This is a genomic window from Mesorhizobium sp. B2-5-3 (assembly GCF_006441005.1).
GTDB lineage: Bacteria > Pseudomonadota > Alphaproteobacteria > Rhizobiales > Rhizobiaceae > Mesorhizobium.
The window spans coordinates 173,664-196,172 of the sequence record NZ_VFUS01000008.1 but is presented as its reverse complement, the minus strand read 5'-3'; the positions used below and the strand labels follow the sequence as shown (position 1 = coordinate 196,172).

Genomic DNA, 22,509 nt, shown 5'->3' with positions numbered 1-22,509 from the left:
TCAAGAAAGGACACGACCATGAAAATAGCCATTGGAGCCGACAGCGCCGGCAAGCCGTTGCTTGATGTCATCGCCGCGCATCTCGCGACAAAATCCGGCCTCACCGTCAGCGACCTCAGCCAGGCCGGCTTTTATGCCGACCTGTCACAAAAGCTCGCCCAGACGATCATCGACGGCGAGAACGACCGCGGCATCCTGTTCTGCGGCACCGGCATCGGCGTCTCGATCTCGGCCAACAAGGTGCCTGGCATCCGGGCGGCACTCACCCACGACACCTATTCCGCCGAGCGCGCCGCCAAATCCAACAACGCGCAGATCATCACCATGGGCGCCCGCGTCATCGGCCCGGAACTCGCCAAGGCGATCGTCGATACCTGGTTGGCCTCGGAGTTCGACGAGAAGGGACCGTCGGCCGGCAATGTCCAGGCGATCAACAAGCTCGATGAAGCGAAGCAGGCCTAAGCCAGGTTGTCGCGCAAAGCCTCGATGACGGTCACGGCCGAGGCGGCGCCGGGGTCGATATGGCCGAGCGAGCGTTCGCCGAGCCGCGAGGAGCGGCCCTTGGCGGCGATCATGTCCTTGGTCGCCTCGGCCCCCCGGCGCGCCGCGTCCACTGCCGCGTCGAGGCTTTCGGCAAGGCCTTTTCCGGCCGCATTGCTGGCGCCGGCCGCTTCCGCCGCCGGCAGCCAGGCGTCGATCATCGTCTTCTCGCCGATCTCGGCCTTGCCGCGATCGCGCATGCCTTGCGCCATCGCCTGGAACAGCGCGACGACATCCGCATCCGCCAGCGTGGTCTTGCCCTTGACGGCAGCGGCGGCGCGCATGAAGGCGGTGGCATAGAGCGGGCCTGACGACGCGCCGACCGCGTTGAGGAACGATTTCGCCGCCATGTTGAGAAGCGCGGTCGGCTCGGTCGCCGTCAGGTCGAGTGGCGCCAGCGCGTCGCGCACTGCGTTGAAGCCGAGCGCCATGGCGATGCCGTGATCGGCGTCGCCGATGACGCCGTCGAGCTGGCAGAGCCGGTCCTTGTCGGCTTCGATCGCCACCGCGATCGCATCGAACATTCTCTTCAGGTCAGCGCTATCGATGCTCACGGGTCACTCCTCAGCCGGCGCGGAACATGGCGCAGTCGCACGGATGGTCGAGCATGGTCTGCAACTCGCCATCGAGATGGAACAGCGTCACCGAGGCGCCGGCCATTTCGAGCGACGTGCAGTAATTGCCGACCCAGGTCGCATGGATGGAAACGCCGATGTCGTCGAGACGCTGCTTGACGCGACGGTTCATGATGTAGAGCTCCATCAACGGTGTCGAGCCCAGCGAATTGACCAGCACCGCGACCTTGTCGCCACGCGAAGGCGCCATCTCGGCGAGGATCTTGTCCAGCATCTCGTCGGTGATCTCGTCGGCGGTCCCGAGCTTGCCGCGCGCGATGCCCGGCTCGCCATGGATGCCCATGCCGATCTCCATCTCGTCGGCCCCGATCTCGAAATTCGGCCGCCGGGTCTGCGGCAGCGAGCAGGGCGACAGCGCCACGCCCATCGTGAAGGTGTGATCGTTGGCCTTGCGCGCCATGCGCTCGCATTCGTCGAAGGAGAGCATGCGGTCACAGGCCGCGCCGGCCGCCTTGAAGACGAAGAAATTGCCGGCGACGCCGCGACGCCTCTGCCGCTGGTCGCGCGGTGCCGAGGCGACATCGTCGGTGGTCAGCACGGTGCGCACCTCGATATCGTCCATGGCGGCCATTTCGGCCGCCATGTCGAAATTCATCACGTCCCCGGCATAGTTGCCGTACGTGAACAGGACGCCGGCGCCGCCGTTCGCCGCCTTGGCGCATTCAAGGATGGGATCGGGTGGCGGCGAGGCAAAGACATTGCCGATCGCCGCCGCGTCCGCCAGGCCCTTGCCGACAAAACCGAGAAAGGTCGGCTCATGGCCCGAGCCGCCGCCGACGACGAGCCCGACCTTGCCGGGACGCGGTCCGTTTCGGGCGATGATCGAGCGCGGGTTGCCGTCCACGCTCCTGAGATGGCTGGGATGCGCGGCCAGAATCCCCTCTAGCATCTCGTCGACGGCACGGTTGCCGTCATTGATGATCTTCTTGGTCTGCACCGGCATCCTCCCGAACTCGGCATTTTCCCGAGATACTACAGGCTGTTACCGGGATTTCTACCCCGCTCTCGGCTGTTTCAGGCGGCGATGTGCTTTCGCGCCGCCAGGATCTGGAGGCATGCGCCGGCCGCTTCCTTGCCCTTCACCTGGAAGTGCTCGAGGAAGAAGCGGTGGTGCTCGGCGTTGTCGTGGTAATTGTGCGGCGTCAGTACCGCCGAAAGCACCGGCACGCCGGTCGCCAACTGCACGTTCATCATGCCGTCGATGACGGCGCGGGCGACGAACTCATGCCGGTAGATGCCGCCATTGACGACGAAGGCAGCGCCGAGGATCGCGGCGTAGCGAGCCGTCTCGGCCAATGTCTTGGCGTGCAGCGGAATCTCGTAGGCGCCGGGCACGTCGAAGATTTCGACGGCAAAGCGGCCGTCGCCCAGTGCAGCAAGCTCCGCCTCGAAGGCAGCGACGCACTGGTCGACAATATCCGCGTGCCAGCGTGCCCTGACAACGGCAACGCGGGTCGTTTCATAGTCTTTGTGGGAATGCTGATTCATGGATCCATCCTTCCGTTTCGAACCAGAATCAGGACGCACGATACGAAAACCGGCCGCCGGGGCGGTCCGTCTTCCGTTTCGTTCTCTTCCATCCGGACTGTAACCGTCGGCTCCGGAATCACACCGGATCTGCTGACCCTTCCGGTTTTGCCGGAAAGCGCTCGCGGGCTTGGGTCCCGCGCATGACCCCGAAAACCGGACCGGTTTTCGGAAAGAAATCATGCGCAATTAGGAGTCCTTACCGCCGGTGGGGACTTTCACCCCGCCCTGAGAACATTAACGGCTTTGTATGGAAGGGCAGGGGCGCCGCTGTCAACCGCGCGCGGGCTGGTGGCCCATCACGTCCTGTGTGGCTGGCGCGTGCGCCAGGCGGCGGCCGAAGCCGCGACCAGCATCAGCAACGCCGCCACCATTGCCGATGCGGCAAAGCCGAAATCCGAATATAGCGGCCCGAAGCCGGTGGTGCCGACAAAGACCGCCAGATATGTCACCGCGCTGTTCAGGCCCATGATCGTGCCGCGCCGTGACGGATCGAGCGCCGACAGACGCATCACCAGCACGTTCAGACCGAAGTGATTGGCGAGACCCCAAGCCGCCACCATGGCGAGCATCATGCCATAGCTGTTGCTTGTCGCGGCGATCGCGACATAGACGATGGCGACGAGCAGGTAAGCGAAGGGCATGACGCGGCGAGCCCCCAGGCGATCGATGATGCCGTCGAAGAGCGCCGCCGTGCCGAACCCGGCGCCATAGGCGAGTGCGGCCAGGCCGTTGGCGCTGACCGGCTGACCCAGCCCGCTGTGCAGATGGTCGCCAAGATAGCCATAGACACCATAGAAGGCGGTCATGAAGGCGCCGCAGGCGATCAGAAGCGGCACGATGCCGGGAATGCCGAGCGCCTCGAGCGGCGCCGGCGCCGGGCCGGCCTTTCTGACATCCGGGAGTGACGACGCGGTAAGGCTGCCAAGCGCCAGCGCCGCCAGCAGCGCCACGGCGGCGAAGACGGCCCGCCAGTGCACGAGATCGGCAAGCACCGCCGACAGCGAAACGCCGGCCACCATGCTCAGCGTCCATCCGGTCAGCACAACGCCGATCGTCCCGCTTTCCCGTCCAGGTGGGGCAATCGCCGCGGAGCTGGCATAGATTGCCGGCATGGCGACGCCGGCGGCGACGCCGGCGAGAAGCTGCGCGGCGACCAGCGCCGTCACCGTCGGCGCCGCAGCGCTTGCGACAAGCGCCAACGCCAGCAGCAGCAAGGCCGCCTGAAGGATCCGGCGCGCGCCGACCCGGTCGATGTAGCGCGCCAGGAACAAGGCGCTCGCCGAGGTGCCGAGGCCGAACGCGGCGGCCGCCATCATGACGACAGGCACGCTGGTCGCGAACGACACGGCCACGGCGGGAGCAATCGGACCCAGCACCAGGGAGTTCGAGCCGATGACGGCGATGCATCCGGTCAAGAGATAGGCCAGCGCCGGGATGGGCGGCCGGGCATTCGCACCCAGGGTTGCTGCTTGATCGCTGTTCGACATATATTCATAATGGCCGTATTTTATTCGGCTACAATCGGGAATTTCCACTATGGACGAAGAAACAAATGGCATTCCGCAGAACAGGCCGGCGCCCCGCGATCTCGACGCGATCGACAGAAAGATATTAGGCGTTCTCGTCGACGACGCCACGGTCAGCTATGCTGAGCTTGGCGATCGTGTCGGCCTCTCGCCGCCCGCCGCGCATGAGCGCGTCAAGCGCCTTCGGCGCAGCGGCGCCATTCGCGGCACGGCTGCCATCATCGACCCCAAGGCGGTCAAGAAGCCGCTGCTGGCATTCGTGCATATCGACACCAAGGGCTGGGGCAAGACGCCGGAGCTGATGGCGGTTTCGCAATATCCGGAGGTCGAGGAGATCCACACGGTTGCCGGCGACACCTGCATGCTGCTGAAGGTCCGCACGGAGGACACGCGGGCGCTCGAAGGCCTGCTGTCGCGCCTCTACGAGACACCCGGCGTCACCTCGACGCGCAGCTACGTGGTGCTGTCGACCTATCTCGAGCGGCCGGTTCAGCCCGGCGTCACGACGCAGTGGCCGGCGCCCAGGCACATGGCCGAGCCCCTGTACTAAGGCCTGATGCCATAAGCGCGAAGCGGTTTTCGGACGACGTCATGCTTTATCTCTTTGATTTGGAGCTGGACTCGCCGCCTCCGCCGAAAACGGCGCAAAACAAGCAATGATATGCTAATCTCCCGAGCCTCTAGGCAGAGGGCGGGTGATGGCAACGCTGGAAACGGACAAGGTATTCGCTGGCTCCATACCGGAAAACTACGACCGCTATATGGTGCCGTTGATTTTCGAGCCGTTCGCTGCGGATCTTGTAGCGCGAGCAGCGTCCCTGTCGCCCGCCGCGGTTTTGGAGACGGCCGCCGGCACCGGGGTCGTTACCCGAGCATTGGCGCCGAAATTGTCTCCCGGCGCAAGCTATACCGTAACCGACCTCAACCAGCCGATGCTCGACTACGCCGCTTCGCGACAACCTCCCGACGGTCGCATCACATGGCGTCGGGCGGACGCCTTGGCGCTGCCGTTTGAAGATGCGGCCTTCGACCTCGTCTGCTGTCAGTTCGGTGCGATGTTCTTTCCCGACCGGCCATCTGCCTACCGCGAAGCCAGGCGTGTCCTGAGGCCGGGCGGACATTTCCTGTTCAGCGTATGGGATCGCATCGAGGAGAACGTCTTTGCCGATGATGTGACGAATGCTCTCGCAAGGATCTTCCCCGACGATCCGCCGCGCTTTCTGGCACGCACGCCGCATGGCTACCACGACAAGGCAGTGATCCGTCGCGAGCTGGAGGAGGCTGGCTTTTCTCCTGTGATGATCGAGACGAGAGCCGAACAAAGCCGTGCATCCTCGCCGCGCCTTCCCGCCGTCGCTTATTGCCAGGGAACTGTGCTTCGCACCGAAATCGAGGCCCGGGAGGCAGGGAAGCTGCAAGCCGCGACCGACTACGCCGCATCCGCGATTGCAGACAGACATGGCAGCGGCGCGGTGGCCGCCAAAATTCAGGCCCACGTCATCATGGCAACGGCTTAGAGCAATTCCAGGAAAAGTGTGTACGGTTTTCCGTCCGGAATTGCGCAAAAACAAACGTCTAGCTTCCCAGCCGGATCGTCTCGAAATAGGCGTCGGTGCCGACCTGGCCGCCCTTGAGCGCGATTTCGAGTCCATCGATCGCACCGCCGCCATGGGCGACACAGAGCGGTGATCCCGGCGATTGCGGCAACGGCATGCGCACGGTCAGCGCGTCGATGGCCAATTGTCCGAGCGCGTGACTGGAGGTGTCGCCACCGGCGATCACCGCGCGCTTGAGTTTCTGTTCCACGATTAACCGGCGCAGGATTGTTCCCAGCGCTCGCCCGAGCGTGTTTCGCGCACCTTCGATCCGGTCGATCTCGGCGCCACGGTCGGCCTGTGGGCCAAGCGCAGTGTAGAGGATGACGCTGCGCCCCGCAGCCAGGCTTGCCAATCCGCTCGCGACGGCGCGCTCGATTGCCTCCTTGGCGCCCTCCGTGACCAGTTGCATGGCATCCATCTCGACGCCGTCGAAACCGTGGGCAAGGGCGTGGCGGATCTGCTTTTCGGTGGTCGGCGACACGCTGCCCGAGACCACCGCGAGGCGGTCTACCGGTCCCGGCGGCGCGAACGACGCCTGCCCGGAGGCAATGCCTTTGCCGGCCCATTCGGCAAGCAAGGCATATTCGACGCCCGAGGATCCGACGACGAAGCCATGGCCTTGGTCATGGATGCGCCAGATCTGTTCGCCGACGCGTCTCTGTGTCTGGCGGCTTTCGACATCAAACAGGATGATCGCCCTGTTTTGCACGGCCTGGTCGACCGTTTGCGCGAGATCGTCGGTCTGCAATGCAGCCAGGTCGACAAGGCCGGAGCTGAGACTGGTCTGGCGCGAGAGATGCACGAGCAGGTCTGCTTCGTTCATCGGCGTCACCGGATGCCTGCTCATCACCGGATGCCTGTCGATGCGGAAATACTCGCCGCGGAACGCCGCGAAAAGATTGCCGAAGGCCGTGTAGCGCTTGAGCTGCGGCGCGCCGACGACCATAGGCACGCTGCTCTGGCCGAAGATGCGCCGGCCGATCTCGATAGCGCGGCCGATATTGCCGACCGTCGGACTGGAATCGAAGGTCGAACAGATCTTGTAATGGCAGACCGCCGCTTCGAGGCCTTTCAGCCATTCGAAGGCCGGCGCCAGATTTTCCTCCATCCATCGCGGCGTTTCGCTTCGGCTGGTGCCGGCCAGTCCAACGGCCCGGCAATCGGCAAATCGCGCCAGCAGGCGCTCGTCGGGCCGACGCATGAACAGCACCGTCGGCACGCCGCCGAGCTCGAGCGCCTCCATGACGTCGGTCGAGCCGGTGAGGTCGTCGCCATAGTAGCTCAGGAGCAGGTTCTGCATGGCTTCGCTCAGGCCGCCTTGCCGTCGCTGAATTTCTCGATCGAGCGTGCCAGCTCGGCATGGTCGCGCGCGAATTCGTCGAGAGCAATGCCCTCGACTGCGGCCTGCCACGCTTGCAGCACCGCGCGCACGCCGGCGCCGGGCCCGTCCGGATGGCTGACGATGCCGCCGCCGCAGAGATAGAGGAGATTGACCGTGCGGCCGGTGCGCTCATAGGTCTCGGGCGCCTGGCCGCCCCATTGGCCGGAGCAGGCCACGGGCAGCGCGCAATCGTCTGATGAAAACAGCGGCGTGGTCACCGCTTCGAAGGAGCGGATGAAAGAATCGTCCGACTCCCAGTATTTCGAGCCGATGCCGTTGATCTGGAACTGGTCGACGCCGAGCAGCCGCCAGAATTGCTGCCATACCTTGAAATCCATGCCGAGGCCGGGATGGCGGGTGAGAATGTCCCAGCCATTGCGGTGCGCATGCAGCACCAGCCCGGAGCGCTTCCTGAGGAAAGCCATGCCGCCGAATCCGATGGAGTTGATGTTGACGACCGCGCAATTGCCGCCGGCTTCGAGCACCAGATCGTGGTTGCGCATCATCTCGTCGGGATCGGCATGCGAGATTCCGAAGGCGTACATTACTTTCTTGCCGGTCTTTTGCTCGTGGTCACGGATCAGCGGCATGATCGCCTTCACCCGCTCAGCGAGCGGCGAATAGGCCGGGCTCATCAGCTTCTCGTCGTCCTTGATGAAATCGACGCCGGCTTCGATCAGTTCGCCCACCATCGCGGCTGTCTCGTGCGGCCTGAGGCCAAGCGCCGGCTTGACGATGGTGCCGATGATGGGACGGCCCTCGACCCCGGTCAGCCTGCGGCTGCCGGCAACGCCGAATTGCGGGCCGGGATGGGCGCCCCGGTATTGTTCCGGCAGCTTCATGTCGATGACCCGGATACCGGACAGGCCCCTGATCGAATAGGTGCCGCTGATGGCGATCGTCATCAGCGCCGACAGGTCGGTGCCGATGGCGTCGAACGGGAAGCCGATATCGACATCGGCGCGCCGGAAGGGGCCGTTCCCGGATCCGGGAAGCGACGGCTGCTCGGCATCGGGCAGGGGCCTGATCGCCAGCACACGAGCCGCCACACGCGCCTTTAATTCCTCGGTCTCGCCGGGCAGTGGGACGAAGGTGCCGGTCGACTGGTCGCTCGCGATCTTGGCCGCCAGCGCTTCGATGCTGCCAGAGGTTTCGATGCGATAGGTAAGCGTGATCATGGTCTGTCGGCCGCTCGAAAAGGGTTCGAAAAAAGTTTTGTCGCGCAGGAAATCTGGTATAATGAGTACCTAAGTATTGCAAGCAATATCCCGACTTCGGCAAGAGGGCCGGCTTCGGCAATTCCGGGAAATGAGCGGCGTTTTTCGTTCGGAATGCCTGGAACAAACAGCTGGCGCGGCTTGGCGATTGCATGAAATCGCGGGACCGCTCCAGGCGCAGGCATTCCGGTAATCCTGCCTGGAATGCTAAACAGGAACCGGGCCAGGGAGTGATTCGTCACGATGAACCGTTCGGAGCCGATCGTCCGGCGCAAACTTTCCGACGAAGTCTTTGCAAGGCTGAAGCGGCTGATCACCAGCGGCGAGCTGCAGCCGGGCGACGACATGCCGTCCGAACGCGAGTTGATGGAGCGCTTCGAGGTCGGCCGGCCGGCGATCCGCGAGGCCATGCAGGCGCTGAGCAATATGGGACTGGTCGCCATCTCGCATGGCGAGCGCGCCAAGGTGCTGCAACTAACCGCCAAATCGATCATCAAGCAGGTCGACGGCGCGGCCAAGATCATCCTGTCTTCATCGAGGGACACGCTGGAGCACCTGAAGACGGCGCGCATCTTCTTCGAGCGCGGCATGGTCAGGGAAGCCGCGGAAAAGGCGACCGCCGAGGATGTGCAGCGGCTCAGGGCAACGGTGGCCGAGCAGCGCGCCGCGCGCGGTGATTCCGAAGCCTTCATCTCCGCCGACATGAAGTTCCACACCCAGATATCGGCGATATCGGGCAATCCGATCTATGTCGCAGTCAGCGAAGCCACGCTCGGCTGGCTGAAGGAATACCACACCGAGATGCTGATCTGGACCGGCAAGGAACAATACACGCTTACCGAGCATGAGGAGATCATCGACCGCATTGAGCACCGTGATGCCGACGGCGCCGAAAAGGCGATGATCAAGCATCTCGAACGCTCGCGTGCGCTCTATGTGATGAATTCCGATAAGTAGCTCTAGCCAACCCGGACAATGGCGTAGGGCGACATCGTAAGATGGCCCTGACCCAGTGCCGAAACATCAACCGGGACGTCGTTCGCCGTCAGGTTCGCCAGCCAGACGACAATGTCGCCCGAGGCGGCGCGACCGGCCAGCGCCGCAACACGCGTCTCGTCGCTTGTTTTCGCGGCAACATGCGCGAGCCCAGCCAGTTCGCAAAGCCCTTGGACGGCCCGGAAAATCGGCCGCGGCGATCCCTCGGCGACAGGTTCGCCGGATGCGGCCAGCACGCCGAATGGTCCGGTGATGCTGGACAGTGTCAGCATCTCCAGCCCGGCCGGCGCGACGCGCGCGGCATAGCCAATGGTCCAGGCGGCGGCAAACTGCGCGGCATGGCGGGGATCACGGTTCGCCATGGCAATGCGTTGGCCGGCAAAATTGTCCTTGGTCGCGCCGCCATAGGGGTTCTGTCGCATGGCAATGGTCGACGGGCCGATCCGGTAAGGCTTGTCGCCGAAGATCGCCCGGGTCGACCGGGTGATGAAGGGCAGCGCCTCCAGCGATTGCATGACGCTGAGATCGTCGGCGGCGTGAACGATCGGACAGGTGCAGTGCGTGACGAAATCGAGTTGGTCGGCGGGCACGCGCTTACGGTTGAGCTCGGTGAAATAGCTGAACATGCCGCCGCCGAGGCGGATCCCGGGAAAGGCGCGCCGCGCCGCGGCATAGATTTCTTCCAGCGGCGGGCATGCCGGCCAGGCGCTGCCCGGCGGCGTCGACTGGCGGTCGACCGAAGGCGAGACGGCAACCGCATCGAGCCGCAGGCCGACCCGGCGCACCATATCGGCGACATCGGAGAATTCGGCATCGAGGTCGCCCGTGCAGGCCACCACGCATTCGAGCGTGGTCGAGGCGGGATGCGCCGCGGCGAGCCGGGCATGGGCGCGCAGCGCGTCCAGGCCGTGGCCGCGCGTCGGATCGAAGTGGAACAGGAGTTGCTGCGGACCGAGCCTTGCGAGCATCGGCAGTTCGGCCAGCGTTGCCTCGACGTCCTCGGGATAGACGATCACGCCGACATCGGGCAGCCTCGGCCCGGTCTCGCCGAGTTCGATGCGGACCGGTTCGGCACTCGCGGTCGCGGCGGGCATCCCGGCGCTGCCGGTGAGGCGCAGGCTCACCGTCTGGCGCAGCGGTTCGCCGGCCGGCAGCACATAGGGCCACGGCAAGGCCAGCGGCCGCACATAGGTCTTGTAGGAGGCGTCCGACCAGTTGCGCTGGTCCTCCATTTCGAAAGTATCGCCTTCCATCCTGCATTCGGCGCTGACGCCGGGACGCACTGCATGGGTGATGGCACGCAGGTCCTTGAAGGGCTGCCATGGGTCGATCAGATCAGGCAGTTCCGTGTCCACCACCCTGCCATCGGTGTGCTCCACCGTCACCGGGCTGCCGGCGAGGCCGGCGATCGGATGCAGGATGCAGAAGCCGCAGCGGTTGGTCTCGAAATCGCTCTCCGGCAGTGCGGCCACATCGAAGACCAGCCTGCCGTCGGCGGAGCCTTCGATCGTCGCGTGGAAGCGCAGGCTGCTGCCGCCCGGGCCGGTGCAATTCGCCTCATAGCTTACCGAGAAACGGTCGACCTTCTGGTCGATGGTCAGGTCCGTCAGCTCCGGCTCATAAGTGCCCCAGTCGCGGTCGCGTACGGTATAGGCGATGGCGCGCAGCACTTCGGTGCCGGCATGCCGGATTGTGCGCAGATTGCCATTGACCAGCTCGGCACTCAGCGCGCCCGCCTGCAGCAGGATCGGTGCCGCTTCGGCCGCCCGTGTGCCGTAAAGATCGAACACGTCGGCCGTCATTGCAGCAAGGCTTCGATCTGCACCGGTTCGCGGCTCGCAGCACCCGCATAGGCGGCCTCGACCAGGGCGAATGTCTTCAGATTGTCGGCGCCCGAGGTCGCCGGCTCCTTGCCGCCGACAAGGCAGTCGACCCAGTGCCGCTGGATGGCCAGCACGCTTTCCTGGATGTTGTGCCATGGCCGCGAGGCCCAGGGCAGGAGCGGCGGCGAGACATCGCTCACTCTGGTTCCGCTCTTGCCGGTGACGGTCAGCCGGTAGCCCTGCGCCAGCCGGATCGTGCCGTCGACGCCGTCGAGCTCGATAAGTGTTTCCGGGAACGGCTCGGTGGCAAGCTTGGTCGCATAGCTGCAATCGACAACCGACGTGGCGCCGCCGGCATGATCCATGAGCATCGTCGCCACATCCTCGCCGGCGATGGCGGGGTTGATGCGTGTGGTCCGCGCGGTCAGGCTCGTGACGTCGCCGAGCAGGAAGCGGGCGATGTCGAGGATGTGGATGCCGAGGTCCTCGATGATGAAGCGTTTTCCGGTCGCCAGATAGGGCTGGCCGGAAAACACATCATAGCCGGAGCGGAAGGAGATGCGGCCGAAGAACGGCGTGCCGATCTCGCCCTTGTCGAGCAGGGCGCGCACCGCCTGGATCGGCGACTGCCAGCGGAAGTTCTCATGCACCATAAGCGGCACGCCGGCCTTGGCACAGGCCGCGACCATCGCCTTGGCATCGCCAAGCGTCGGCGCGAACGGCTTCTGGCAGATGACGGGAACACCATGCGCGGCCGCCATCTCGACCAGCGGTCGATGGCTGCCGACAGTGGTGGCGATGTCGACGAAGTCGAGCGTCTCGGCGGTGAAAAGTTCCGCCGCATCGTTGTAGCGCCGCGCCACGCCGAACTGGTCGCCGACGATCCGCAACCGCTCCGGATCGCGGTCGCAGATGGCGACGATCGAGGCGCCCTCTATGTCGCGCCAGGCATGCATCTGGTTGACCGCGAAGAAGCCGCAACCGATCAGCGCTCCACGCAACTCCGCCATGCTCAGCCCGCCTTTGCCATCTGCATCAGGGTAACGCGCTGCTGCAGCCGGCGCTGCGCCTGGTCGACGACGACGGCGACGATGATGACGAGGCCCTTGATCACCATCTGCCAGAACGAGCTCACGCCCATCATCACCAGCCCGTCCGAAAGGATGCCGATGACGAAGGCGCCGACGATGGTGCCGCCGATCGTGCCGCGGCCGCCCGACATCGAAGTGCCGCCAAGCACCGCCGCGGCGATGGCGTTGAGCTCAAAGCTCTCGCCCGTCGCCGGATGCGAGGCCATCAGCTCCGACGAGATGATCAGCCCGACGATTGCCGCGCAGAAGCCGGAGAACATGTAGACGAACATCTTGACCATATTAACGCGCACGCCCGAGATGCGCGCGGCGCGCTCATTGCCGCCGACGGCGAAGATGTGGCGGCCAAGCGGCGTGTAGCGGGCGAGATAGGCCGCCCCCAGCGCCACCACGATCAGGATCCAGATCGAGACCGGCAGGCCGAGCAGCCGGCCGGCACCCAGGAAGCCGAAGCCGGTGGTGCCGAGTTCCGGCTTGCCGACGAGATTGGGGAAAGTGCGGCCGTCGGAGGAAAGCAGCGCGAAGCCGCGCGCCACATAGAGCACGCCGAGCGTGGCGATGAAGGGCGCGACGTTGAGCCTGGTGATCAGCAGCCCGTTGACGGCGCCGATCAGCATGCCGACCGCGAGCGTGATCAAGGCGATCTCGACGACATTGAAATAGATGGTGTAGCCGATCTGCAGGTCGATGCCGTTGAGCACGAGGTAGCCGGCCACCATGCCGCACAGGCCGACGATCGAGCCAACCGAAAGGTCGATGCCGCCGGTGATGATGACGAAGGTCATGCCCATGGCGAGAAAGGCATTGAGCGCCACGTGCTTGGCCATCAGGATCAGATTGGCGGCCGACAGGAAGTTCGGCGCCGCGATCGAGAAGAACACCAGCACGGCGATCAGCGCAATGAAGGTTCTGAGCTTCATCAGCGTCAGCAGCGCCGAGCCGCTGGAGGCGGAGGAAGCGGCAGCCTTGGCCGGAATGTCAGTCATCAGCGTTGCTCCCCATGTGCGGCCGGTCCGTGGCCCAGCGCCGACGCGGCGACGATCGCCGCCTCCGTCGCTTCGGCGCGGTCGAATATGCCGGTCAATCTGCCATTGCTCATCACCGCGATGCGGTCGGACAGCGCCATCACCTCGTCGAGGTCCGAGGTGGCGAACAGGATGCCCAGCCCGTCGCGCGAAAGCTTGCGCATGGTGCGGAAGACATCGGCCTTGGCGCCGACATCGATGCCGCGGCTGGGCTCGTCCATCAGAAGCACTTTCGGTCCGGTGAGCAGCGCCTTGCCGATCACCACCTTCTGTTGGTTGCCGCCCGACAGCGACGAGACCTCCTGCGCCGGGTCGGCGACCTTGATTGCGAGTTCCCGCACCATCTGCATCACGGCCTGCCGCTCGGCGCCGCCGCGGATGTGAAACAGGCGCACGAAGCGCGACAGGCTCGCCATCGTCAGGTTGCTGGCGACCGACAGGATCGACACCAGGCCCTCGCGCTGGCGGTCCTCGGGGATCAAGGCCAGCCCTCGCTGGATGCGGCGCGTCGTGTCGCGCTCCTTCACCTGCTTTCCGGCGATGAAGATCCTGCCGCTGGCATGGCCGTGACGGCCCATGATGCAGTCGAACAGCTCGCTGCGCCCCGCACCCATCAGCCCGTATATGCCGAGAATCTCGCCGGCGCGCAGCGACAGCGAGACGTGGTCGACCGCCAGCCCGCCGGTGACGCGTGGCAGGCAGATCTCCTCGGCGCGGAAGATTTCCGCGCCCGGCACATGGCCGTCGGCCTTGGCGAAGTCCTTGGCGTCCGAGCCGATCATCTGCCGCACGATCCACTGCGTATCGACGTTTTTCATCTGCTCCTGGCCGGTGATGCGGCCGTCGCGCAGCACGGTGATGTAGTCGCCGATGCGGATCAGTTCCTCCAGCCGGTGGGAGATGTAGACGATGGCGACGCCGCGCGCCTTGAGGTCGGCGATCACCTTGAACAGGATCTCGACTTCGGCGGCGCTCAGCGCCGAGGTCGGCTCGTCCATGATGAGGATCTTGGCGTCGAGCGAAACCGCCTTGGCGATCTCGACCAGTTGCTGCTGGCCGATGCGCAGATCCTCGACCAGCATGTCGGGCCGGATGCCGGCTTCCAGCCGCTCCAGGAATTCACCGGCCCGGCGCTCCTGTTCCTTGCGGTCGATCTTGCGGAAGCGGTTGGTGATCTCGCGCGTGGCGAAGATATTCTCGGCGACCGAAAGGTTGCCGAACAGGTTCAGCTCCTGGAACACCATGCCGATGCCGCGGTCGACCGCATCTCCCGACGACGAGAAAGAGACCTCTTCGCCTTCGAGCAGGATGCGCCCTACGGTCGGCTGCTCGACGCCGGCGATGATCTTCATCAGCGTCGACTTGCCGGCGCCGTTTTCCCCGACCAGCACGTTGACCGCGCCCTTGCGCACTTCGAAATTCGCCTGCTTGACCGCGACCGTGCCGGCATAGACTTTCGAGACATCCTCCAGCTTGAGGATGACGTCATGGCCATTCGCCTGGCTCATGGCTTCGGCCCGATCTCGGCCTCCGCCGGCGTCACCAGCGGCAGGTCCTGGCCGCCTTCGATCGTATAGGCGCCGAGCACCTTGGCGGTGCGGCCTTCCAGCGCCTCGCGCGGCAGCTTGGAGAGCACCGTCTTGGCCGCATGGGCGTTGAAAGCCTTGCCGAACTGGGCGAAGTCGATCTGGTTGGTGAAGTCGTTGAACTGGACGAAGTCGAGGCTGTCGCGCAGTGCCGTGCCGCGCATCGCCGGCCCGATCTGAACGCGCGCGTCCGCCTTGCCGTCACCGTCGGCGTCGACATCGATGGTGGCCGCGCGCGACTGCGTGTTTGCCGCGACGATCTTGCCCTCGACGCGCACGGCGAACGTCCATGGCGAATTCGCCTGCTTCTTCGGATTGCCGTATTTGGCGCCGGCCGCGGCCGGATCGGTCTTCGCCAGCGCATGGACCTCGGCGAACGGTCCAGCCTTCTGCTGCAGATAGGGAATGACTTTCGCCGCCCAGATGTCCTCGACCATCTTGTCAGGGTTGAAGGCGGAGGCATTGCCGTCGCCTTGCGCCGATGGCGTCGGAAGGATCTTGCAGGCGCTGAGCGCGATGCCGGCGGTCAGGGCAAGGATCGGCCAACTCGGCTTTTTCTGCATGGCGGTCGAGGCATCCTGGTGAAAAGGAGCGAGGGACGAACCTCGGTTCGCCCCCCGCTGTTCGCGTTGCGCCGGCTCAGTTCTTGAGCGCGAAGGTTTCCAGCTTGGCGGCATTGTCGCCATTGATGAGCACGCAGTCCATCAGCTGCTTTTCCTTCTCGGGCGACTTCTTGTTCTTGATGAAGTCGTTGGCCTGTTCGACCGCCATCTGCGCCTGGGCATAGGCCGGCTGCAGCACCGTCGCCTTGATGCCGCCCGAGGTGATGGAATCGCGCACGTCGTTCGATCCGTCGAAGCCAACGACGATGACGTCCTTGCGGCCGGCCGCGGCAAGCGCCGCATAGGCGCCCATCGCCATCGTGTCGTTGCCGGAGATGACGCCCTTGATGTCAGGATTGGCCTGCAGGATCGATTCCATCTTGGAATAGGCCTCGGTCTGGCTCCAATTGGCCGATTGCTGCGCGACCATCTTCAGGTCCGGATAGTCGTCGATGACGTCGTGATAGCCCTTGGAGCGGATGCCGGCATTGGTGTCGGATTCCTTGCCGACCAGCTCCACGAAATTACCCTTCTCGCCCATCAGCTTGACGAATTCCTGCGCGCCGAGCTGGGCGCCCTGGTAGTTGTTGGAGACGATCTGAGCCACCGCGACGCCGGTGGCGTTGATCTCGCGGTCGATGAGGAAGGAGGGGACGCCGGCGTCCTTGGCCTTCTGTACGGCGGCGACGGTGGCGTCGGCGCCGGCATTGTCGAGGATGATCGCCTTTGCGCCGCGGCCGATCGCGGTGTCGATCAGCTCGGACTGCTTGTTGGCGTCGTCGTCATGGACCAGCACCAGCGCCTCGTAGCCCAATTCCTTGGCCTTGGCTTCGGCGCCGACGGCTTCCGCCTTGAAGAATGGATTGTCGTGCGATGGGGTGATGATGGCGATGAGATCCGCCGCGTAGGCGGGCATCGCCGTGCCGAGTGCCAGCACGCCTGCGAAGGCGGCAAGCGTCATTCTGCGTGTCAGTTTCATGAAGTCCTCCCGTTGAAACCCAGGCCTCGATCGTTTCGAGGCCTCTATCTACTATTGAATTCGTCAGGCAGGGCCGGCAGTGCGCCGCCCGGATTTCAGAGCCGATCGCCGGCTGTCATCCGAACTGCTCCTCGCTCCGCTCCCGCCGTCTCACTCGCATCAACTTCAAACTTCCAACGAAGCATGACCGATCCGAGTCCGGGAACAGCTAAAGCTAACTGGTATAATGAGTCAACCACTAATTCAGGTGATCTGTATCTAAGCGGCGGCCCGCTCAGGTAATCCGCTGGATGCTGGCTGCGATCTCTTCCGGTTCGAAGACCCGCTTCCAGTCGTCGCGCATCAACACCGGCTTGCCGAATTCGATGGCCTTGTTGCAGGCGTCGGAGAACACGCCTTTGGTTTCGCCGAAGATTACGGCGCCGAGCACATTCATGTGGCCGAGCAGGAAATCGAGGGCCGCCTGCTGGTCGACGCCGCGCGCCACGACCTCGTCGACAGCTTCCTTCATGACCACCAGCAGCGAGGCGCACACGGTCTCAGAAAGGCCGGGCTCGAGCAGCGCCATCTGCTCGACGGAAACGCGGTGCGAGCGCATCACCGGCGCCCAGATGATCTTGGCGATGGCCTCGCCCTTGGCGTAGTCCGCTTCCGGTCCCTGCATCAGTGCGCTGACCATGTGCTGCTTGGCCTTGACGCCGCCGAAATAATCCTTCTTGGCCGCCATGTCGGTTTCGTCATTGAAGATCGGCGGATGGCAGGGGTGGGTGACGAAGTAGGTCAGGTCGGGACGATCAGGCAAATGGCCGGCAAACGGCGCCGCGGCATCGAGAACGATCACCATCGTGCCCGGCGCAAGCTTGCTTTCGATGCTTGCCGCGACCTTGCCGATATGGGTGTCCGGAACCGCCAGGATCACCACCTCGGCGCCTTCCAGCGCCTCGTCGGCACTGACCGTATCGAAGCCCAGCCCGGTCTTCAGCCGCTCGCGCCCGGCGTCGCTGACCTCGACATGGCGGATCGTATAGGGCGAGCCGCGGAAATTGGTCGATAGGCGGTAACCCATTTTGCCGCCGGCACCGAACAGCGCGATCGTCGTCATCTAGCCTTGCTCCTAAACATTGAACGATGGTTTCGCCAATCGTCACCTTATATACTGGTATGATCACTCTACCATCTTGGCAAGAGAAATCATTCTCTGCTTTGTCACTGCGGCCTGATTGCCGCAGCGCCCGCCTCGGGTTTCGCCGTGCCGTCGCCGGCAGCGCTTTCGAGGGCGGCGGGGTCGACGGCGGCGCGCCGCGACAGCACCTGCCGGCCGGCCAGCGCCAGCACGAAAATGACGACGATGCCCTGGACGATGTCCTGCGCGCCGGGCGGCAGGCCGATGATCTGCATGGTCGTGACGATGAGGATCAAAAGGATGCTGGCGAACAATGTGCCGAGCGTCGTCGCGGAGCCGCCGAAGATCAGCGTCCCGCCCAGCACCACCGCGGCGATGGATTGCAGGAGATAGGGCTGGCCCATTTCAAGAAAGGCGCCGCCGATATAGGCGCCCAGCAGCAGCCCGTTGAGCGAGGCCAGCACCGAGGAGATGATGAAGGCCGAGGCGATGACCCGGTTGTTGCGGATCGCTGCCAGCCGCGCCGCCGCGCGGTTCTGGCCGACTGCCGAGAGCAGTTGCCCGTAAACGGTATAGCGTAGCACGAACGACGTTGCGGCGACGCCCAGGATGGCGATGACTGCCATGATCGGCACGCCCGCTACCCGGCCCGTCGCCAGCGTCTTCAACAGCGGACTGACGGCGAAGCCCGATATCGCGCGGTTCGACAGCAGCGTTGCGGTCGCCAGCACATAGCCCGTCGCCAGCGTGGCGATGATGGCCGGTATGTTCAGCCCGACGACGAGCAGCGCGTTGAGAGCGCCGACCGCAAGGCCGAGCAGGATCGCGGCGCCGACGCCGACGGCGAGGTTGGCGTCCTGGCCCTTGATGGTCAGCAGCGCCACGAAGGCGCTGAGCGTGATCACCGAGGCCACGGAAAGGTCGATATTGCCGCGCCCGGTGGTGACGACGAACATCTGGCCGATGCCGACGACCGTTAGGAACGAGGCCGACAGAACGATGCCCGACAGGCTGGAGAGGCTGAAGCGGTTGGTGACGATGGACAGCACCAGCCAGAGCAGCAGCACCCCGATCGCCGACCAGATCCAGCGGTTTTTCTGCGCCCAAGGGCTGAAGGCGGCAAGCGCGTTCATTGTTCGCTCCTGCGGTCCGCGGTCAGGCTGCGCAAGGTCAGCAGGGCGATGAGGATCAGTCCCTGCGTCGCCGCATTGAAGTCGCTGCTCACGCTCAGCGTGCCGAGCAGGGCGCCGATCAACGCCAGCGTGACCGCGCCGGCGACGGCGCCGACCGGCGAGATGACGCCGCCCAACAGCGAACAGCCGCCCATCACCACGGCGGCGACGCTGAGCAGGGTGAATGAATTGCCGGAATTGATGTCGCTCGCCGTATTGATCGCCGTCAGCGACAGGCCGGCGGCGGCGGCGAACAGCCCGGCGACGAGGTAGCGCACCAGCGCGTAGCGCGTCGGCGACCAGCCGGAACGGATCATCGCGGTCGGATTGTTGCCGAAACCGCGCAGCACCACGCCGAGCGGCAGCCGGTCGATCACGAACACCACGATTGCCACCGCGGCGATGAGGATGATCGAGGTTGGCACGAAGCCGAGCGACCAGTTGAACATTGCCGACAGCCATTCGGGGCTGGCGCCGCCCGGCGTCGGCTGCAGCGCATAGCCTATCCCGACCCAGATGAAGGACGCGCCCAGCGTGACGACGATGGCCGGGATCTTGCGCGCCTGGATCAGGCCGCCGAGGCCGGCATAGGCGGCGATCGCCGCAGCCAGCGCCAGCGCGCCGAGCCACGGCTGGTCGTAGAGCAGCGTGGCGCTGAGCACGCTGACGAGCCCCGCGAACGCGCCGACGCCGAGGTCGATCTCGCTGCCGCCGACGATGAACATCTGCGCCGCGGTCACCAGTACCAGCGACAGCGCCGGCATCAGCAAGAGGTCGAGCCCGAAAATGGAGGCGACCGCCGGATTGGCCGAGATCATCACCGCCAGCACGGCGGCGAGGCCGATGAAGGGGGCAGCATTCACCAGCCTGCGGGCAAGCCCGGCGCCGGCAGCGCCGCTGCGTCCCGCACTGGCGGCTTTGTCCGTCTGCTGGACAAAGGACGCTCCAACGACGGCTGATTCCGTGATCGCCTCGCCGGCCAGTTCCTTGACGATGCAGCCGCCTGAAAACACCAGCACGCGGTCGCAGGCCAGGAGTTCGGCATCTTCGGTCGTGTGCCAGATGAGCGTGCGCCCGCCTCGCGCAATGTCGTTGCAGAGGCGGTAGAAGTCCTGCTTGGTGGCGATGTCGACGCCGCGTGTCGGGTCGTCGAGCAGGACGATCGGCGTGTCGGCGACCAGCGCCCGGGCAACCAGCGCCTTCTGCTGGTTGCCGCCGCTGAGCTCCAATATGTTGGATCCGAAGCGGGTTTCGTCGAGCCGCAGCCGGCCGGCGGCATCCGCCGCTGCCGCGCGGTTGGCGCGGTCCGAGACCAGGCCCAGCGCCGGGCGGCGTGCCAGGGCGCCGATGCTGATGTTCCCAAGCACGCTCCACAAGGGGAACACGCCTTCCTTCTGGCGGTCGCCCGCGATGAAACCGGCTTCACCGTTCCTGGCGACGGCCGCATCCGTTCCGGAATCGGGCTTGAAGATTGCGTGCAGCAACTCCTTCTGGCCGCTGCCTTCGAGGCCTGCCAATCCGATGATTTCACCGCGGCCGATCTCGATGTCGCGGCCGAGTTCGGCCGTCAGGAACCCGGACAATCGCACCAGCGCTTCGCGGCTGCCGGTGGTGGCGGTACCATGCTGGTGGATCGAGTTGGCGTCGCCCCCCATGAGCTGCACCAGCCTGCCGATCGACGTCTCGGCCACATCGCCGCGCCAGGCGGTGCGTCCATTGCGCAGCACGACCACCTGGGTGGCGATGTCGATGATTTCCTGAAGCTTGTGGCTGATGAAGATGAAGGCGAGGCCGGATTTGGCCCGCTCGCGGATGAAGGCCCGCAACTGTCTCGAGCGATCGAGATCGAGCGAGGAGGTCGGTTCGTCAAGAACGATCAGCTTGACACCGGGGGTCGCGGCGGCGCGCGCAATCTCGACCATTTGCCGTTCGGCGATGGAGAGGTGGCCGACTTCGGCATTCACATCGATGCCGTTTGCGGGGAAGACGGCGTCCAGCGCCGAGCGGGCGCGCGCCCTGTAGAGTGCCCGCCAGCCCGGCCGGTTGGCGGCATCCGCCGGAATTTCCAGGAAGAAGTTTTCGGCCACCGAGAGGTTGGCGCACAGCGACAATTCCTGGTGCACCATGCGGATGCCGCGGCGCTGTGCTTCCGCCGTGTCGTAGCCGGCGAAGCCGATATTCTGGCCGGCAAACGAAATCGAGCCCAGGGTCGGCCACATCGCCCCGCACAGGATGCGCATCAGCGTCGATTTGCCGGCGCCGTTGCCGCCGACCAGCCCGATGATCTCGCCGGTGGAGACGGCGAGGTCGATCTCTGCATTCGCCAGCGTCGGTCCGAAGCTCTTGGTGATCCCGGAAAGCGAAACAACGCTCTGCCGGGTCGGATCGGCGAGCACCGCGGCGGCTGCGCCTTCCGGGGCTACGGCGAGATGGGACATTCGTCCTCCGTTTCTTCACGGGCAGGGACCGGGCGCGGCCGTTCCGCGGCGCCCGGTCCCTGGCATTGCCAACCTTACTTGCTCAGCAGGTTCTGCTTGACCCAGTCGAGCGAATAGCTGGGGCTGATGATCTGGCCGCCAGGCAGCTTTGCATATTCCTTGAGGTTGCCGGCATCGACGGTGGCCACCGGCATGATCATCATCTTGGGTGCCTTGGCGCCCTTGAGCAGCGACAGGCCGAGCCAGAACGCGGCGCCGCCAATACCGGGCGTGGTGTTCATCGAGACCGTCTGGTAGCCGTTCTTGGCGTTCTCCTCGGCCCACCATTTGACGAAGTCGGTGCCGCCGCCGCCTTCGATGATCGGCATCTTGCCGGCATAGTCGCCGCCATACTGGACGAACGCCTGGGCGATGCCGACATCGTCGCTGCCGCCTTGTGCGAGCACGGCGTCGACATGCGGCAGCGAGGGCAGCACGTTGGCAATGGCCGCCTGTGCGACCGACGCAGTCGCCTGGCCGTAGACCGTGGCGACAACCTTGATATCGGGATATTTGGCCAGCACCGACTGTTGCGCGTTGAACATGTCGTTGTCGGGCGCCGAACCCTTGACGCCGCGCACCTGGATGACGTTGCCTTTGCCGCCGATCATCTTGAAGACGGCCTCGGCCTGGGCTGCCTTGTAGCCCTTGAAGTCGAAGTTGAGCTGGTAGTTGCAGGGCGCCGAGGCGACCGAATCGAACGAAACGACGATGATGCCGGCCTTGCAGGCTTTTTCGATGATCCCGTTGACCGCGGTTTCCGACGCGGCATCGACGGCGAGCACGTCGACCTTCTTGAGGATCAGCTCGGCGATCTGGCTGTTCTGCTGCGCCACCGAGCCGTCGCCGTTCATGACGATGTAGTCGGCAATCTGACCGGCCGCCTTGGCTTCCTTGGCCGAGGCTTCGAAAGCCTCCACCATCTGGTGCCGCCAGGTGTTGCCGTAATAGGCGTTGGCGAGCGCGATCACCGGCGCATCCGGTGACGCCATTGCCGGCACAGCCGAGACGCTGACCAGCGCGGCGCCGGCAAGCGCCGCCACGGTTGAAAACTTCATGATATTTTCCTCCCAAAAAACACCGGCCGATACGTCGGCCTTCTGCCATTCCGTTACGACGTCCTCCGAAAGACGCCATACCAGCTACATGTTATACCAGCATACCAAATAGGCAAGCGGGCACCGGAACCTCGATTGCCGAAACCTCCT

20 protein-coding genes and 1 riboswitch are annotated in these 22,509 nt (G+C 64.9%); of the genes, 4 read left to right on the top strand and 16 right to left on the bottom strand.

Features of this window, described 5'->3' with window-relative positions; all coding sequences use genetic code 11:
* Positions 1–18: 18 nt before the first annotated feature.
* On the top strand, positions 19–462 hold the full coding sequence (locus FJ867_RS20305) for an RpiB/LacA/LacB family sugar-phosphate isomerase (protein ID WP_140497783.1): 444 nt from the start codon (positions 19–21) through the stop codon (positions 460–462).
* On the opposite strand, the gene dhaL is transcribed toward FJ867_RS20305, so the two are convergent.
* The 4 genes from dhaL to FJ867_RS20285 all read right to left on the bottom strand — a co-directional run bounded on the left by dhaL (position 459) and on the right by FJ867_RS20285 (position 4,192).
* Entirely contained in the window at positions 459–1,094 is a 636-nt protein-coding gene (gene dhaL / locus FJ867_RS20300; protein ID WP_181168402.1) for a dihydroxyacetone kinase subunit DhaL, read from the bottom strand. The two genes, FJ867_RS20305 and dhaL, sit on opposite strands and share 4 nt — an antisense overlap.
* 10 nt (positions 1,095–1,104) lie before the next feature.
* Positions 1,105–2,112, bottom strand: a complete 1,008-nt coding sequence (locus FJ867_RS20295; protein ID WP_140818393.1) for a dihydroxyacetone kinase subunit DhaK — start codon at positions 2,110–2,112, stop codon at positions 1,105–1,107.
* A 77-nt stretch (positions 2,113–2,189) separates the two neighbouring features.
* On the bottom strand, positions 2,190–2,663 hold the full coding sequence (locus tag FJ867_RS20290) for a 6,7-dimethyl-8-ribityllumazine synthase (protein ID WP_140818391.1): 474 nt from the start codon (positions 2,661–2,663) through the stop codon (positions 2,190–2,192).
* 76 nt (positions 2,664–2,739) lie between these two features.
* Positions 2,740–2,942, bottom strand: a riboswitch (FMN riboswitch).
* 59 nt (positions 2,943–3,001) lie between these two features.
* The gene (locus tag FJ867_RS20285; RefSeq protein WP_140559308.1) at positions 3,002–4,192 is read right to left on the bottom strand and encodes an MFS transporter; all 1,191 of its coding nucleotides are present in this window, start codon (positions 4,190–4,192) and stop codon (positions 3,002–3,004) included.
* A 49-nt stretch (positions 4,193–4,241) separates the two neighbouring features.
* Here FJ867_RS20285 and FJ867_RS20280 point away from each other — a divergent pair, with 49 nt between their 5' ends.
* Both FJ867_RS20280 and FJ867_RS20275 read left to right on the top strand, forming a co-directional pair.
* Positions 4,242–4,781, top strand: a complete 540-nt coding sequence (locus FJ867_RS20280; protein ID WP_140497789.1) for an Lrp/AsnC family transcriptional regulator — start codon at positions 4,242–4,244, stop codon at positions 4,779–4,781.
* A 148-nt stretch (positions 4,782–4,929) separates the two neighbouring features.
* Entirely contained in the window at positions 4,930–5,748 is an 819-nt protein-coding gene (locus tag FJ867_RS20275) for a methyltransferase domain-containing protein (protein ID WP_140497791.1), read from the top strand.
* A 58-nt stretch (positions 5,749–5,806) separates the two neighbouring features.
* Here FJ867_RS20275 and FJ867_RS20270 read toward each other — a convergent pair whose 3' ends face one another.
* Positions 5,807–7,129, bottom strand: coding sequence for a four-carbon acid sugar kinase family protein (locus FJ867_RS20270; RefSeq protein ID WP_140559309.1), 1,323 nt, complete (start codon positions 7,127–7,129; stop codon positions 5,807–5,809).
* A gap of 8 nt (positions 7,130–7,137) precedes the next feature.
* Positions 7,138–8,388 (bottom strand): 3-oxo-isoapionate-4-phosphate decarboxylase OiaX, encoded by a 1,251-nt coding sequence (gene oiaX, locus FJ867_RS20265; RefSeq protein ID WP_140559310.1) that lies wholly within the window; start codon positions 8,386–8,388, stop codon positions 7,138–7,140.
* 282 nt (positions 8,389–8,670) lie between these two features.
* On the opposite strand from oiaX, the gene FJ867_RS20260 reads away from it, so the two are divergent.
* Positions 8,671–9,384 carry a transcriptional regulator NanR gene (locus FJ867_RS20260; RefSeq protein ID WP_140514647.1) on the top strand — a complete coding sequence of 238 codons (714 nt, stop codon included), beginning with the start codon at positions 8,671–8,673 and terminating at the stop codon, positions 9,382–9,384.
* 2 nt (positions 9,385–9,386) lie between these two features.
* Here the strand turns inward: FJ867_RS20260 and FJ867_RS20255 are convergent, their stop codons facing one another.
* From FJ867_RS20255 to FJ867_RS20210, 10 genes are all read right to left on the bottom strand, one after another.
* Complete coding sequence (locus FJ867_RS20255; RefSeq protein WP_140818389.1) at positions 9,387–11,225, bottom strand: hypothetical protein; 1,839 nt, start codon at positions 11,223–11,225, stop codon at positions 9,387–9,389.
* Complete coding sequence (locus FJ867_RS20250) at positions 11,222–12,256, bottom strand: Gfo/Idh/MocA family oxidoreductase (RefSeq protein ID WP_140623622.1); 1,035 nt, start codon at positions 12,254–12,256, stop codon at positions 11,222–11,224. The genes FJ867_RS20255 and FJ867_RS20250 overlap by 4 nt, the downstream gene beginning before the upstream one ends.
* Positions 12,257–12,258: 2 nt before the next feature.
* Positions 12,259–13,323, bottom strand: a complete 1,065-nt coding sequence (locus FJ867_RS20245; RefSeq protein WP_140497803.1) for an ABC transporter permease — start codon at positions 13,321–13,323, stop codon at positions 12,259–12,261.
* Positions 13,323–14,870, bottom strand: a complete 1,548-nt coding sequence (locus FJ867_RS20240) for a sugar ABC transporter ATP-binding protein (protein WP_140555480.1) — start codon at positions 14,868–14,870, stop codon at positions 13,323–13,325. The genes FJ867_RS20245 and FJ867_RS20240 overlap by 1 nt, the downstream gene beginning before the upstream one ends.
* On the bottom strand, positions 14,867–15,511 hold the full coding sequence (locus tag FJ867_RS20235) for a DUF2291 family protein (protein ID WP_140547284.1): 645 nt from the start codon (positions 15,509–15,511) through the stop codon (positions 14,867–14,869). The genes FJ867_RS20240 and FJ867_RS20235 overlap by 4 nt, the downstream gene beginning before the upstream one ends.
* Before the next feature lie 76 nt (positions 15,512–15,587).
* Positions 15,588–16,529 carry a D-ribose ABC transporter substrate-binding protein gene (locus tag FJ867_RS20230; protein WP_140497809.1) on the bottom strand — a complete coding sequence of 314 codons (942 nt, stop codon included), beginning with the start codon at positions 16,527–16,529 and terminating at the stop codon, positions 15,588–15,590.
* Between the two features lie 274 nt (positions 16,530–16,803).
* Positions 16,804–17,631, bottom strand: a complete 828-nt coding sequence (locus tag FJ867_RS20225; RefSeq protein WP_140497811.1) for a phosphogluconate dehydrogenase C-terminal domain-containing protein — start codon at positions 17,629–17,631, stop codon at positions 16,804–16,806.
* 104 nt (positions 17,632–17,735) lie between these two features.
* A complete protein-coding gene (locus FJ867_RS20220; RefSeq protein ID WP_140818387.1) occupies positions 17,736–18,785 on the bottom strand; it encodes an ABC transporter permease in 1,050 nt (349 codons plus the stop codon).
* Positions 18,782–21,262, bottom strand: a complete 2,481-nt coding sequence (locus FJ867_RS20215; RefSeq protein ID WP_140818385.1) for an ATP-binding cassette domain-containing protein — start codon at positions 21,260–21,262, stop codon at positions 18,782–18,784. The genes FJ867_RS20220 and FJ867_RS20215 overlap by 4 nt, the downstream gene beginning before the upstream one ends.
* 74 nt (positions 21,263–21,336) lie before the next feature.
* Positions 21,337–22,359, bottom strand: a complete 1,023-nt coding sequence (locus FJ867_RS20210; RefSeq protein WP_140520883.1) for an ABC transporter substrate-binding protein — start codon at positions 22,357–22,359, stop codon at positions 21,337–21,339.
* Between the last annotated feature and the right edge of the window lie 150 nt (positions 22,360–22,509).

Bases quoted from the DNA above. Each gene is read 5' to 3' on its own strand.
- FJ867_RS20255 (WP_140818389.1), bottom strand. From the start codon at position 11,225: ATGACGGCCGACGTGTTCGATCTTTACGGCACACGGGCGGCCGAAGCG.
- FJ867_RS20225 (WP_140497811.1), bottom strand. From the start codon at position 17,631: ATGACGACGATCGCGCTGTTCGGTGCCGGCGGCAAAATGGGTTACCGC.
- oiaX (WP_140559310.1), bottom strand. From the start codon at position 8,388: ATGATCACGCTTACCTATCGCATCGAAACCTCTGGCAGCATCGAAGCG.
- FJ867_RS20250 (WP_140623622.1), bottom strand. From the start codon at position 12,256: ATGGCGGAGTTGCGTGGAGCGCTGATCGGTTGCGGCTTCTTCGCGGTC.
- FJ867_RS20220 (WP_140818387.1), bottom strand. From the start codon at position 18,785: ATGAACGCGCTTGCCGCCTTCAGCCCTTGGGCGCAGAAAAACCGCTGG.
- FJ867_RS20235 (WP_140547284.1), bottom strand. From the start codon at position 15,511: ATGCAGAAAAAGCCGAGTTGGCCGATCCTTGCCCTGACCGCCGGCATC.
- FJ867_RS20230 (WP_140497809.1), bottom strand. From the start codon at position 16,529: ATGAAACTGACACGCAGAATGACGCTTGCCGCCTTCGCAGGCGTGCTG.
- FJ867_RS20245 (WP_140497803.1), bottom strand. From the start codon at position 13,323: ATGACTGACATTCCGGCCAAGGCTGCCGCTTCCTCCGCCTCCAGCGGC.
- FJ867_RS20215 (WP_140818385.1), bottom strand. From the start codon at position 21,262: ATGTCCCATCTCGCCGTAGCCCCGGAAGGCGCAGCCGCCGCGGTGCTC.
- FJ867_RS20275 (WP_140497791.1), top strand. From the start codon at position 4,930: ATGGCAACGCTGGAAACGGACAAGGTATTCGCTGGCTCCATACCGGAA.
- FJ867_RS20260 (WP_140514647.1), top strand. From the start codon at position 8,671: ATGAACCGTTCGGAGCCGATCGTCCGGCGCAAACTTTCCGACGAAGTC.
- FJ867_RS20290 (WP_140818391.1), bottom strand. From the start codon at position 2,663: ATGAATCAGCATTCCCACAAAGACTATGAAACGACCCGCGTTGCCGTT.
- FJ867_RS20305 (WP_140497783.1), top strand. From the start codon at position 19: ATGAAAATAGCCATTGGAGCCGACAGCGCCGGCAAGCCGTTGCTTGAT.
- FJ867_RS20285 (WP_140559308.1), bottom strand. From the start codon at position 4,192: ATGTCGAACAGCGATCAAGCAGCAACCCTGGGTGCGAATGCCCGGCCG.
- FJ867_RS20210 (WP_140520883.1), bottom strand. From the start codon at position 22,359: ATGAAGTTTTCAACCGTGGCGGCGCTTGCCGGCGCCGCGCTGGTCAGC.
- FJ867_RS20270 (WP_140559309.1), bottom strand. From the start codon at position 7,129: ATGCAGAACCTGCTCCTGAGCTACTATGGCGACGACCTCACCGGCTCG.
- FJ867_RS20240 (WP_140555480.1), bottom strand. From the start codon at position 14,870: ATGAGCCAGGCGAATGGCCATGACGTCATCCTCAAGCTGGAGGATGTC.
- FJ867_RS20280 (WP_140497789.1), top strand. From the start codon at position 4,242: ATGGACGAAGAAACAAATGGCATTCCGCAGAACAGGCCGGCGCCCCGC.